This window comes from Tardiphaga sp. 768_D3_N2_1, assembly GCF_052076105.1.
Taxonomy (GTDB): Bacteria; Pseudomonadota; Alphaproteobacteria; order Rhizobiales; family Xanthobacteraceae; genus Tardiphaga.
The window spans coordinates 2,803,155-2,815,356 of record NZ_CP197245.1 but is presented as its reverse complement, the minus strand read 5'-3'; the positions used below and the strand labels follow the sequence as shown (position 1 = coordinate 2,815,356).

Annotated in this window: 14 protein-coding genes; 11 read left to right on the top strand and 3 right to left on the bottom strand. The window is 62.1% G+C overall.

The features are described 5' to 3' along the window. Window positions 1–30 precede the first annotated feature (30 nt). Both AB8A27_RS13085 and hemB read right to left on the bottom strand, forming a co-directional pair. Window positions 31–612, bottom strand: a complete 582-nt coding sequence (locus AB8A27_RS13085) for an RDD family protein (protein ID WP_441242279.1) — start codon at window positions 610–612, stop codon at window positions 31–33. Window positions 613–738: 126 nt separating this feature from the next. Beyond that, entirely contained in the window at window positions 739–1,800 is a 1,062-nt protein-coding gene (gene hemB, locus AB8A27_RS13080; protein WP_441242278.1) for a porphobilinogen synthase, read from the bottom strand. Window positions 1,801–1,996: 196 nt separating this feature from the next. Here hemB and AB8A27_RS13075 point away from each other — a divergent pair, with 196 nt between their 5' ends. The 6 genes from AB8A27_RS13075 to AB8A27_RS13050 all read left to right on the top strand — a co-directional run bounded on the left by AB8A27_RS13075 (window position 1,997) and on the right by AB8A27_RS13050 (window position 5,946). Next, window positions 1,997–2,476: a DUF6163 family protein gene (locus AB8A27_RS13075; protein ID WP_115029211.1), complete on the top strand. Its 480-nt coding sequence runs from the start codon at window positions 1,997–1,999 to the stop codon at window positions 2,474–2,476. 55 nt (window positions 2,477–2,531) lie between these two features. Then, window positions 2,532–4,097 (top strand): AMP-binding protein, encoded by a 1,566-nt coding sequence (locus AB8A27_RS13070; protein WP_441242277.1) that lies wholly within the window; start codon window positions 2,532–2,534, stop codon window positions 4,095–4,097. A 339-nt stretch (window positions 4,098–4,436) separates the two neighbouring features. Next, the gene (ldtR, locus tag AB8A27_RS13065; protein WP_068732529.1) at window positions 4,437–4,949 is read left to right on the top strand and encodes a transcriptional regulator LdtR; all 513 of its coding nucleotides are present in this window, start codon (window positions 4,437–4,439) and stop codon (window positions 4,947–4,949) included. Between the two features lie 216 nt (window positions 4,950–5,165). Continuing rightward, window positions 5,166–5,366, top strand: coding sequence for a hypothetical protein (locus AB8A27_RS13060; protein ID WP_441242276.1), 201 nt, complete (start codon window positions 5,166–5,168; stop codon window positions 5,364–5,366). Window positions 5,367–5,458: 92 nt separating this feature from the next. Then, the gene (locus AB8A27_RS13055) at window positions 5,459–5,689 is read left to right on the top strand and encodes a hypothetical protein (protein WP_441242275.1); all 231 of its coding nucleotides are present in this window, start codon (window positions 5,459–5,461) and stop codon (window positions 5,687–5,689) included. 35 nt (window positions 5,690–5,724) lie between these two features. Continuing rightward, window positions 5,725–5,946: a hypothetical protein gene (locus AB8A27_RS13050; protein ID WP_441242274.1), complete on the top strand. Its 222-nt coding sequence runs from the start codon at window positions 5,725–5,727 to the stop codon at window positions 5,944–5,946. 1,091 nt (window positions 5,947–7,037) lie between these two features. Here the strand turns inward: AB8A27_RS13050 and AB8A27_RS13045 are convergent. Next, on the bottom strand, window positions 7,038–7,406 hold the full coding sequence (locus AB8A27_RS13045) for a nuclear transport factor 2 family protein (RefSeq protein ID WP_441242273.1): 369 nt from the start codon (window positions 7,404–7,406) through the stop codon (window positions 7,038–7,040). A 241-nt stretch (window positions 7,407–7,647) separates the two neighbouring features. On the opposite strand from AB8A27_RS13045, the gene AB8A27_RS13040 reads away from it, so the two are divergent. From AB8A27_RS13040 to AB8A27_RS13020, 5 genes are all read left to right on the top strand, one after another. Then, window positions 7,648–8,274, top strand: a complete 627-nt coding sequence (locus tag AB8A27_RS13040) for a glutathione S-transferase family protein (protein WP_441242272.1) — start codon at window positions 7,648–7,650, stop codon at window positions 8,272–8,274. A gap of 247 nt (window positions 8,275–8,521) precedes the next feature. Further along, a complete protein-coding gene (gene glyA, locus AB8A27_RS13035) occupies window positions 8,522–9,823 on the top strand; it encodes a serine hydroxymethyltransferase (RefSeq protein WP_441242271.1) in 1,302 nt (433 codons plus the stop codon). Between the two features lie 72 nt (window positions 9,824–9,895). After that, window positions 9,896–10,378, top strand: a complete 483-nt coding sequence (nrdR, locus tag AB8A27_RS13030) for a transcriptional regulator NrdR (RefSeq protein ID WP_441242270.1) — start codon at window positions 9,896–9,898, stop codon at window positions 10,376–10,378. After that, a complete protein-coding gene (ribD, locus tag AB8A27_RS13025) occupies window positions 10,375–11,529 on the top strand; it encodes a bifunctional diaminohydroxyphosphoribosylaminopyrimidine deaminase/5-amino-6-(5-phosphoribosylamino)uracil reductase RibD (RefSeq protein ID WP_441242269.1) in 1,155 nt (384 codons plus the stop codon). Before nrdR ends, ribD begins: the two co-directional genes overlap by 4 nt. Then, window positions 11,529–12,143, top strand: coding sequence for a riboflavin synthase (locus AB8A27_RS13020; RefSeq protein ID WP_441229917.1), 615 nt, complete (start codon window positions 11,529–11,531; stop codon window positions 12,141–12,143). Before ribD ends, AB8A27_RS13020 begins: the two co-directional genes overlap by 1 nt. Window positions 12,144–12,202: the final 59 nt, after the last annotated feature.

Genomic DNA, 12,202 nt, shown 5'->3' with positions numbered 1-12,202 from the left:
GCCCGGCCAAGTTGGCGCCATTCGCGGCTGTTAGTATGCGCGTCCGGACTGGGCGTAGGACGCACGGATCACGGAATTATTCACCACCACGGTTCCCAGCACGAGATCGTGCAGCAGCTGACGACGGCCATTGAGCAGGCCAACCACCAGCACCAGCGGCGTGAGCAGCGACACCGAGGCCCAGAACAGCACCGCATGTGCCGCGCCGAGCACGAAGTAGCCGGGTGCACCTGAGAAGGTGCGCATCTGCAGGTCCATCATCCGCATGCCCCAGGTGGCCGAATGCGGGCCGCCAAGCGACATGCCGTAATAGACAATCGGCCAGATCACGGTTGCCGGCGAGACCAGCCAGAACAGCGCCCAGCCAAGCCCAAGGGTGACGACGCCGAATACTGCGATGAAGATCACCGCGAGTACGATCGGAATCGACAGCACCACGAGATCGATCAGGAAGGCGACAACGCGGCGCAGCAATACGCCGCGGAACAGATCCGGCTGTGCATAGGGATCGAACGCATGGACGCGCGGCGGCGTGCCGGCGCTACGCCAGGTGTCGCCTTGCCAGCTTCCATTGTTGTTCGGGCCGCCAGCATTCGGGCCGGTATCAGACATGACGCATCCCTCCGTTTGCATCCTCACGATGCATCACATGGATATCACCAGACCACGCAACAAGTGCGCGGAATCGTTACAGACTATCCATGATATAAATCAGGCGAGGGCCAAGCGCGGATGCGCTCAGCGCGATGCCTTGATACGTTCCGCAGCATGCGGCGCGAAATAGGTCAGCACGCCATCGGCGCCGGCGCGTTTGAAGCCGAGCAGGCTTTCCATGATGGCGCGGTCGCCGTCGATCCAGCCGTTATTCACAGCGGCCATGATCATCGCGTATTCGCCGGACACCTGATAGGCGAAAGTCGGAACCGCGAACGTGTCCTTCACGCGGCGCACAATATCCAGATAGGGCATGCCCGGCTTGACCATGACCATGTCGGCGCCTTCGGCGAGATCGAGTTCGACCTCGCGCAGCGCCTCGTCGGAATTGGCGCTGTCCATCTGATAGGTACGCTTGTCGCCGGTCAGCGTCTTGGCCGAACCGATGGCGTCGCGGAACGGGCCGTAGAAGGCCGAGGCATATTTCGCGGCATAGGCCATGATCTGCACGTCGAGGAAGCCGGCTTCATCCAGTGCCTCGCGGATCGCGCCGACACGGCCGTCCATCATGTCCGATGGCGCAATGATATCGCAGCCGGCTTCGGCCTGGATCAGCGCCTGCTGGACCAGCACGGCGACGGTCTCGTCGTTGAGGATCTTGCCGTTCTGGATCAGCCCGTCATGGCCATGGCTGGTGAATGGATCGAGTGCCACGTCACAGAGCAGGCCGAGATCCGGGAATTCTTTCTTGATGGCGCGGACGGACTGGCAGACCAGATTGTTGGCGTTGCAGGCCTCGGTGCCCATCTCGTCGCGCAGCGACGGGTCGGTATAGGGGAACAGCGCGATGCAGGGGATGTCCAGCTTCATGGCGCGCTCGGCATCACGGACCGCCTGATCGACGCTGAGGCGCTCGACGCCGGGCATCGAGGCGATCGGAGCGCGCTGGTTGTCGCCGTCGATCACGAACAGCGGCCAGATCAGGTCGTCGGTGGTCAGCACGTTCTCGCGCACCAGCCGGCGGGCCCATTCGGACTTGCGGTTGCGGCGGGGGCGGGTGGTCAGGCCGAGGGAGGGGGCATCGTAAGTGGCCGGGCGGGGAGCATGATCGCGCAATTCGATAGGGCGCCCGAACTTGATTGCCATAATACCGTCTCTCCCGCGGGCCTTCGTGAGGTCGAAAGCCCCTTAAATTCGACCTGTTCTAAGTCTAGCACTTTGACATCGCCACGTCATGCGCTGGGTCATTGATTTTGCAGGCCCAAAGGCCCACAAAAAGCCCCCATGAATCGCCTGAACCATCGCCCAAACGTCCAGTTCCCGCTCCCGAGATTGCGTTCGCATGTCTGAGCAGATGCCGCGCGACCTCGGGTCGAGGGACCCCACGTCGCGGGACCATGCCATGTCGGTCGCGGCGATCTCGTCCGGACGCATCGAATCCGACGAGAATGTCTGGACCCGGCGTCTGGTCCTGTTCCTGCGCGTGATGGCCGTCGTCTCGATGATGCAGGGCCTCTATCACTGGGCGCAGGTGACCGGCTTTGTCGGTACCGAGGATGAGGCCTTCGAGGTCCAGACCATGGGCTGGCAGACCGCCACGGTCTATTTCGCCGTCATCGAACTGGTCAGCGCCGTCGGCCTCTGGCTCGCGACGCCATGGGGCGCCGTCGTCTGGCTGACGACCGTGGTGTCCATGGCGGTCATCGAGCTGATGTTTCCAACGATCTATGGCGGCAATCTCCTGATCGTCGGCGTGCAGGCTGCGTTTCTCGCAGGCTACCTTGCGCTGGCGTGGATGGCGGCGCGCGAACGGCCGCCATAGGCTCAAGACGTCAAGCAGAGGCCTCGCAGAAGGCCCTGCATTCAGGGAGGTCATTTTGAACCAGCTTTATTCCGGCGGTACCGCCGGCAGCATCATTGTCAGCGCCATTGCCCGCTATGGCGACCGGCCCGCACTCGCTGACGGCAATGTCCGCTGGAGCTACCGCGAATTCGGCGACGTGGTGGCGCGTTTCATCAGCCTGTTCCGCAGCCTTGGCCTCAAGAAGGGCGACGCGCTGTCCATCCTCTCCGGCAACCGCGCCGAGAGCTGGGCTGCGATTTCTGCCGCCGCCGTGATGGGCCTGCGCTATACGCCGCTGCATCCGATGGCCGCCGAGGACGATCACGCCTTCATTCTCGAAGATGCCGAAATCTCCGCGCTGATCGTGGAGGCCGGCAAGTTCGCCGCGCGGGGCCTCACATTGCGCAGCCGCGTGCCGGGGCTGAAACATCTGCTGTCCTTCGGCGCGCTTGATGGCGCGCGTGATCTCTTGGCCCAATTGCCGGGCGCGACCCCGGCGCCATTGGTGGATGAGAGCAGCGTCAGCGACATCTGCTGGCTCGCTTATACCGGCGGCACCACGGGCCGCTCCAAGGGCGTGATGCTGCCGCATCGCGTGATCGTAGCGATGGCGCTGGCGATCTATGCAGATTGGGACTGGCCGGCGGATATCCGTTATCTCGCCGCGACGCCCATCAGCCACGCGGCGGGGATCACGCTGTTTCCGGTGATGCTGCGCGGCGGCTTCGCGCGGCTGGTGCAGGGCTTCGATGCGGAGACCTATTGCCGCGTGGTGCATGAGGAGAAAATTACCGCGACCTTCCTGGTGCCGACGCTGATCTATGCGCTGATCGACGCGCCGGATTTACGCGCGAAATACGACATGTCGTCGCTGGACATGATCGTCTATGGCGCGGCGCCGATGTCGCCGGACCGGCTGCGCGAGGGCGTCGGCATTTTCGGCAATGTGTTCGTGCAGCTTTATGGCCAGACCGAAGCGCCGCAGATCATCACCACCATGCGCAAGATTGATCACGACGACAGCAAGCCGGGCCGTCTCGGTTCCTGCGGCCGCGCCAATCCGATGGTCGAGGTGAAATTGTTCGATGCCGAGATGCGTGAAGTGGCGACAGGGGAGCCCGGCGAGATCTGCGTGCGTGGCTCGCTGGTAATGGATGGTTACTGGAAACGGCAGGATGCCACCGAAGACGCGTTCCGCGGCGGCTGGCTGCATACCGGCGATGTCGCGGTGAAGGACGCCGACGGCTTTTTCTATATCGTTGATCGCACCAAGGACATGATCATTTCCGGCGGCTTCAACATCTATCCGCGCGAAGTCGAGGATGCCTTGATGGCGCATCATGCGGTCGCGTCCGCCGCGGTGATCGGCATTCCCGATGCGAAGTGGGGCGAGGCGGTGAAAGCCTTTGTCGTGCTGAAAGCCGGCGCGAATAATTCCGCAGAGGAACTGCAGGCGCATGTGAAAGACAAGCGCGGCGCGCCGTGGTCGCCGAAGACGATCGATTTCGTCGCCGAGATCCCCGTGACAGGCCTCGGCAAGATCGATCGCAAGGCTCTGCGCGCGCCATATTGGGAAGGGCGAACGCGCGGAGTTGCGTAAAATTGTCGAATTAATTTTCGGGGCATTCGCGGTAAGATTTCGGTCACCCTAACGGGCCGGTTACGAGTCTTACGCGAGTGTTTCGAATTTTACGCAAGCTGTTCCGCTATGCGACAGATCGGGCGGACAAAGCTGGAACATGGGCTTTGCAGCGTGAATCAAACCTTGCGAAAACCCCTTGTTTCACCGGCTTAATCTCAGATTCACTGTCTCAAATTCATGATCTCTTTATTGTCTTATTTAAGCGGTTCTTCAAACGCTCCCCCTTAAGTTGGCCCTATCAGGCGGAACACAAGTTTCGTCGAATAAGTCGATAAAAACGACAACAGGGGTAGTGTCATGATGAAGACCGTTGCGACGGTGGAAAGCGTCGATCTCGTTCCAGGCCAGGCGCCGGTTCAACCGCTTTATCTGGAAGCTCTCACGCTGGTGGAACGGCTGCATCGTCGTCTGCTCGACGTCATCAAGGATGAATTCGATCGCCGCGGCCGCGCTGATATCAATTCGGTGCAGGCGCTGTTGCTTTACAATATCGGCGACAAGGAACTGACCGCCGGCGAACTGCGCACCCGCGGTTATTATCTCGGCTCCAACGTGTCCTACAACCTGAAGAAGCTTGTCGAACTCGGCTTCCTCGATCATCAGCGCTCGCGCGTCGATCGTCGCTCGGTTCGCATTCGTCTGACGGCGCAGGGCCAGGAAATCCGCCACATCGTCGACGCGCTGTATCAGAAGCACGTCAAGACGGTCGAGCAGGTTGGCGGCATCTCCAACGAGGAATTCGCGACCCTCAACAAGTCGCTGCATCGCCTCGAGCGCTTCTGGACCGACCAGATCCTGTATCGTCTCTGAGAATTGAGAAGTTCCCGAAATCTGAAGGGAGACGCGAAGGCACATTTGCGGGGAATGCACCTCCGCAAGATGTTCCGGCTACAAAAGCCGGTCACGCGTTTTCCTTCCATGTTGCCTTGATCAAACAACACGCCGGTCAACGGCGGATGTGTCGACCTTTATCGGCCTTGCTGGAAACGGCGGGCCGATTTGTCGTTTCACGCGAGGAGGGTAGCCATGTCTGATCTTCTGCTCGGCACCGGCGATGGCCCGTTGTTGCGGCTGGTGCAGGCCTATCCGTTTCTGGCGTTCGGCTTCGTGCTTTGCACGGGGCTCCTCATCTACGGGGTGTTGTATCCCGAGCGAGTCAGTCGCGATGGTGGCGACTTCCCGTGCTTCGATGATCACGGCGATGGCGGTGACGGCGCCGGCGACTGATCGGCAGCTGTCCGCCAGCGGATGAAATCTCTCCCTTTAACGGAACCAGTTTCATTCTCGCGGCTTATCGCTTCATCGGAAGGGATCAAGCGATGCTGGTCGAACGCGATCTGAAGGTTCTGAATGTCGAAGCGGTCGGCGAGTCCTATGCCATTGCTGCCAACTATCTGCGCAAGTCCGGCGCCATGCCCGACACTTGCCTCACCAATGAGCGGTTGCTCGAGATCATCGTCCGGATGTTTTATCGCGGCGAGGGCAACAAGCTGCGCCTTGCGAACAAAGCCATCGCGCAATTCCAGGCTGAGCGGCCTGAGGCGGCGTAGCCGATCTTCTGATGTCCAATGGGGAAAATGACGACATGCAGACTGCCATCGACCGCATCATGCACACCTATGACCTGATGATGAGCCGCACCGAAGCGGCATCGAATGAAGCTCGCACCAAGGTAACCGATTATGTGCAGTCGCTGTTCGACGGCGGCGAGAAGGATCCACACAGGTTGACGGTGTTCGGGCTGACTTATTTGCGTGAGCTCGACGGCAGCAACGATCCGGTAAAGGCCGGGTTTACCGGGCTGTAAGCGTCGGTCGCAGGATGGGGTGAGGGTCTTCGCGAAACACCATCCTACGACCTGCAATAGCACATCACTTGCAGTCGTCATGGCCGGATGGCGCGAAGCGAGCTTTGCTAGATGTTCCGGCCATCCACGTGTTCCTTCGTGTGCGGCCAAGACGTGGATACCCGGCATTCGCCGGGCATGACGGCGTCTGGTTTGGGCGTGCGCGTCACGCGATTTCCGATTCAACTGTCAAACAGCCACTTCAGACATGCGTCATCACCCCTGTTGTTAGCGGCGCGGGGGCGCCGTCGTGTTTCGCATTCCCGCCCCCTTACGAGAGGGCGTGCGGAACGCCAGGTGCCCGTTGCACCCTTGGGCCTGATGCGAATGCGGTCTTCCGCAAGTGAGAGTGCATCAGGACTTTCGGAGGCGCCGAGCAAGTGCCCGACGTTCCGCCTGCGGTGTTTTTTCGACTTGCTTGCACATCTGCCTTGGCGAACGGCCCCATCACCAAAATTAGTGTCCCAGGGCGGAGGGACAGGGTAGCCTCAAGCACTTAGGCCGGACGCATTTTGACTTGGTCGTCCGTCACACTGTCCAGGGGTCTTTCCATCCCAAGGCCAGCCGTCTCCTTGCCAGTGGCAGTGCTGGCGCAGATCCGTCCTGCCCGAAGACAGACGTCACCCATGAACCGCGTAACGCCGCATCTCCGGCGTCCACCGCACCCTGCCCCGCGAACGTGACGATCGCGATCGCCCCTCTCGGTGGGGCAGGACATTGGGGAATATAATCATGACGGGGATATTGTCAATGGAGAATAGGAAAAAATGTTTAACCCGAACCTCTCCGCTGTCGTCCCCGCGCAGGCGGGGACCCATAACCACGGTCGGCATGATAGAAGCGGCAGAGTTACAACGGACGGCGCTCTCGCCAGTTCTCCAGCGTGTATGGGTCCCCGCCTGCGCGGGGACGACACCGGAGAGGTCAGCGCGGCCCCACACTGTCATTCCCCGGCAAATCAACTGGTTTGCCTGGGAATGACCAGCGCGGGGCAGCGCGCTCATCCTACACGTGCGCATCGAAGCGCTGTCATCGCGGCCTGCAAGTTCGAACTATCGCTCGACCAGATGCGCGCGCGAGACTGCAGGTTCGAACCGATCGGCGAAATACTGCGTTTCGTTGGCCACCCGTCCTTCGTGGAACTCCATGATGCTCACCGCGTAGGATGGCATGCCGTCATAGGTCAGGATGAATTCGGTGACCCATAAGTCGCCGCTGCCGATAATCCGCCGAACCGTAAAACGTTTCTCGTTGGGCTGGACCAGTCGGCTCATCTGAATGTTGTGCCGACCGCGGATGCGCTCTCCCGATTGAGGATAATAAAGCATCGCATCCTCATGGTAGATGTCATGTTCGATATCGAAATCGTTCGCGTCCGATGCAGTCCAATGACGCTCCAGGGCGGCCCGTACATCGTCCATCTCAACCTCCTGCGAAAGGCCTCAGGTTGGCGGCTTGGTTTGGCGCAGAGGGGAAGGGGCTCGAACCTCTCCACAATTACGGATAGTCACCGTCCAGGCAGACTAGCATGGAAAAGCCCCCGAAGATTTTCTTGTTCGCTGTATCATCGCAATCGATGGGGCTTCCGAATAGTCATCATCGAAGCTCTCTCTCTCGCCGACGCGTCTACAGATCGGGCCAGGGACAACAAAGGACACGCCGATGCTCACGCTTCATCATCTCAACGACTCGCGCTCGCAGCGGATCATCTGGCTGCTGGAGGAGCTCGGCGCGCCCTATGAGCTGACAACCTATCAGCGCGATGCGCAGACGCGGCTGGCGCCGCCGGAGCTGGAGGCCGTGCATCCGCTCGGCAAGTCGCCTGTGATCGTCGATGGCGATATTACCATCGCGGAGTCTGCGGCGGTGGTGGATTACATTATCCGCCGTTATGGCAAGGGCGCGATGCGACCCGCGGAAGGCAGCGCAGAGTACGAGGCCTATCTCGAATGGCTGCATTATGCCGAGGGCTCGGCGATGCTGCCGCTGATGCTCAATCTCTACGTGTCGCGCCTGAAAGAGGCCGGGGCGCCGCTGCAACTGCGGATCGACAGCGAGATGGCCCGGCATCTCGGTTATGCCGACCGTGCCCTGAAGGGCCGCGCATTCTTCGTTGGCGACAGCCTGACCGGGGCAGACATCCAGATGAGCTTCGTCGCCGAGGTCGCCGGCAGTTTCGACCGGCTGGGGGCCTATCCCGATCTGGCCGCCTGGATCGGCCGGATGCATGCCCGCCCAGCGTTCCAGCGCAGTGTCGAGAAGGGCGGAGTATACCGGCTGGCGAAATAGGGCATACGGAACGTCATTCCGGGGCAGGCAGGACCGCGAAGCGGTCGGCATGAGCCCGGAATGACGGTGAACGCCCGATCAGCTTGTGCTATCGCCGCATATGCTGCCGCTGCCTAAATATCGCGCCTTGAACCGCAAAACCTTGGCCTCGCCAGCCAGATATGGTATTCGGGGCACCGTTTCCTGATCGCCACTCGTGACCGTCTGCACCCTCTCTGAAAGGCTGCGGCGGTGGAGAATTGTCCTGATGACCACTTCGGCCAAAACCGGCTCCGCGCCCGACTCGTTCTTCTCCGCCACGCTTGCTCAGGCCGATCCTGAGATTGCCGAGGCGATCAAGGGTGAACTCGGTCGCCAGCGTCACGAGATCGAGCTGATTGCGTCGGAAAACATCGTCAGCCGCGCCGTGATGGAAGCGCAGGGCTCGGTGATGACCAACAAATATGCCGAGGGCTATCCGGGCGCGCGCTACTATGGCGGCTGCGAATTCGTCGACGTTGCGGAAACGCTGGCGATCGAGCGCGCCAAGAAGCTGTTCGGCGCGCAGTTCGCCAATGTGCAGCCGAATTCCGGCAGCCAGATGAATCAGGCCGTGTTCCTGGCGCTGCTGCAGCCCGGCGATACCTTCATGGGTCTCGACCTCGCGGCCGGCGGCCATCTCACCCACGGCTCGCCCGTCAACATGTCCGGCAAGTGGTTCAAGCCGGTGCACTACACCGTGCGCAAGGACGACCAGATCCTCGACATGGATGCGATCGCCAAGCAGGCCGAGGAAGTGAAGCCGAAGCTCATCATCGCCGGCGGCTCGGCCTATTCGCGCGCCTGGGACTTCAAGCGCTTCCGCGAGATCGCCGACAGCGTCGGCGCCTATCTGCTGGTCGACATGGCGCACTTTGCTGGCCTCGTCGCCGGCGGCGTCCATGCCTCGCCGGTGCCGCATGCCCATGTCACCACGACGACCACGCACAAGTCGCTGCGCGGTCCGCGCGGCGGCCTGATCCTCACCAATGACGAGGCGCTGCACAAGAAGCTGAATTCGGCGATCTTCCCGGGCCTGCAGGGCGGCCCGTTGATGCATGTCATCGCGGCCAAGGCCGTGGCCTTCAAGGAAGCGCTGCAGCCGGACTTCAAGGTCTATGCGAAGAACGTCGTCGAGAATGCCAAGGCGCTGGCCGAAACGCTGCGCGCGCAGGGCTACGATATTGTCTCCGGCGGCACCGATAACCATCTGATGCTCGTCGACCTTCGGCCGAAGGGCCTGAAGGGCAACGTCTCGGAGAAGGCGCTGGTTCGCGCCGGCATCACCTGCAACAAGAACGGCGTGCCGTTCGATCCGGAAAAGCCGTGGATCACCTCGGGCATCCGTCTCGGTACGCCCGCTGCGACCACGCGTGGTTTCGGCATTGCCGAATTCAAGGCGACCGGCGAGATGATTGCCGAAGTGCTGAGTGCTGTGGCGCAGTCCGGCGACGGCAGCGCGCCGCTGGTGGAAGCGGCCGTGAAGGACAAGGTCAAGGCGCTGACGGATCGTTTCCCGATCTATCAGTAAGACCTGCGACGATTAGAAGGCCTGCGCGGTCAGAAGGTCGCGCAGGAACGGGTCTTTGGAAGGTTGTTGGGAATGCGCTGTCCGAACTGCAATAGCCTCGATACGCAGGTGAAGGACTCGCGTCCCGCGGAAGATTCCGCCGTGATCCGCAGGCGGCGCGTGTGCGTCGCCTGTAACTTCCGTTTCACCACCTTCGAGCGCGTGCAATTGCGCGAACTCACGGTGATCAAGCGCAATGGCCGCCGCGTGCCGTTCGATCGCGACAAGCTGGTGCGCTCGCTGTCGATCTCGTTGCGCAAGCGCCCGGTGGACCCGGAGCGCGTCGAGACCATGGTCTCGGCCATCGTGCGCGAGCTGGAAAGCGGCGGCGAAGCGGAGATTTCCTCGGAGACCATCGGCGAGATCGTGATGGAGCATCTGCGCTCCCTCGACGATGTTGCCTATGTGCGTTTCGCCTCGGTCTATCGCAATTTCCGCGAGGCCAAGGATTTCGAGGCGGTGCTCGGCGAATTGCATGCCGACGATGACGACCGGCCGGTGGTGGTCCGAAAATGATCTTCCGGATCCTGGAAGATCAATACGCGCAAAAATCTGCTGACGCCAAAGCAACCGACCTGCGCTTCATGCAGCTGGCGCTGACACTCGGTCGGCGTGGGCAGGGCCGGACCTGGCCCAATCCCGCCGTCGGTGCGGTCATTGTGAAGGACGGCGTGATTATCGGCCGCGGCTGGACCCAGCCCGACGGCCGTCCGCATGCCGAGCCTGTTGCATTGGCGCAGGCGGGCGAAGCCGCACGCGGCGCGACGCTCTATGTGACGCTGGAGCCGTGTTCGCATTTCGGCAAGTCGCCGCCTTGTGCGGACGCCATCGTCGCTGCGGGCATCGCGCGCGTGGTGGCGGCCATCGAGGATCCCAATCCGGAGGTCGCGGGCCAGGGCCATGCGCGGCTGCGCGCCGCCGGTATCAGGGTCGATGTCGGGCTGTGTGCCGAACAAGCCGCGCGTGATCACGCCGGGCATTTCCGCCGCGTGCGCGACAAGCGTCCGCATGTGGTGCTGAAGCTCGCAGTGTCGCCGGACGACAGGATCGCCGCGGCCGGTCACAGGCCCGTAGCCGTCACCGGCGAAATGGTGCGGTCGCGCGTGCATCTGCTCCGCGCGCAATGCGACGCGGTGCTGGTCGGCATGGGCACGGTCATCGCTGACGATCCCGAACTGACCTGTCGTCTGCCCGGGATGGCGAAGCGCTCACCGGTCCGCGTGGTGCTCGACCGTGCGCTGCGCATTTCCGGTAACAGCAAGCTCGTGCATTCGGCGCGCACAACGCCGCTCTGGGTGATGACATCGAGCCTCTCTGAAGCCCCGGCCGCAATGGCGCTCGGCGCTGCCGGTGCGCAGGTGCTGCGTGTGCCGGTAACCACAGCGCCGCCGCCGGGACTGGATCTGCCGGCTGTGCTGCATAGTTTGTCCGGGAAGGGGATCACGAAGCTGCTGGTGGAAGGCGGATCGAAGGTCGCGTCGTCCTTCGTGGCTGCGGGTCTCGTCGACGAGGTCTGGCTGTTTCGCGGCCCTAAAGAGATCGGCGAGGGCGGCGTTGCCGCGCTGGATGCATTGCCGCTATCGGCGATCACCGGGTCGCCGGACTTCGTGCAGCGTGCTAGCGAGACGATCGAGAACGACACTCTGACCATCTACGAAAGAAGCTAATGTTCACCGGCATTGTCACTGACATCGGCGAGATCGAGAGCCTGCAGCAAATCGCACAGGGCCAGCTGCATCGGTTGCGCATTCTCTGCGACTACGACCAGACCACCATTGCCGACGGCGCGTCCATCGCCTGCAATGGTGTCTGCCTCACGGTGGTTGGCTCCGGCGTGGCCAATGGCAAAACATGGTTCGATGTGGACGCTGCCGCCGAGACGCTGGGCATGACCACGGCGAAGCACTGGAAGCTCGGCACCAGGCTCAATCTCGAACGTGCGCTGAAGATCGGCGACGAGCTTGGCGGCCATATCGTCGCCGGCCATGCCGACGGCATCGCGACCATTGTGTCGCGCGAGAACCTGCCGGACATGGCGCGGATCACCTTCCGCACCACGCGCGAGCTGGCGCGTTTCATCGCCACCAAGGGCTCGATCACGCTGGATGGCGTGTCGCTGACGGTGAATACCGTCGATGACGTGCAATTCGCCGTGCTGATCATCCCGCACACGCTGAGCGTCACCACGCTGGGCAAGGCGTGGGAGGCGGGGGCCGAGGTCAATATCGAGGTCGACCTGATGGCTCGCTATGCGGCGCGGCTCAGCGAAATGCCGGTTTAAGGCTCCGACCTTTCGGCCGTCATGGCCGGGCTTGTCCCGGCCATCCACGTCTTCGTGCA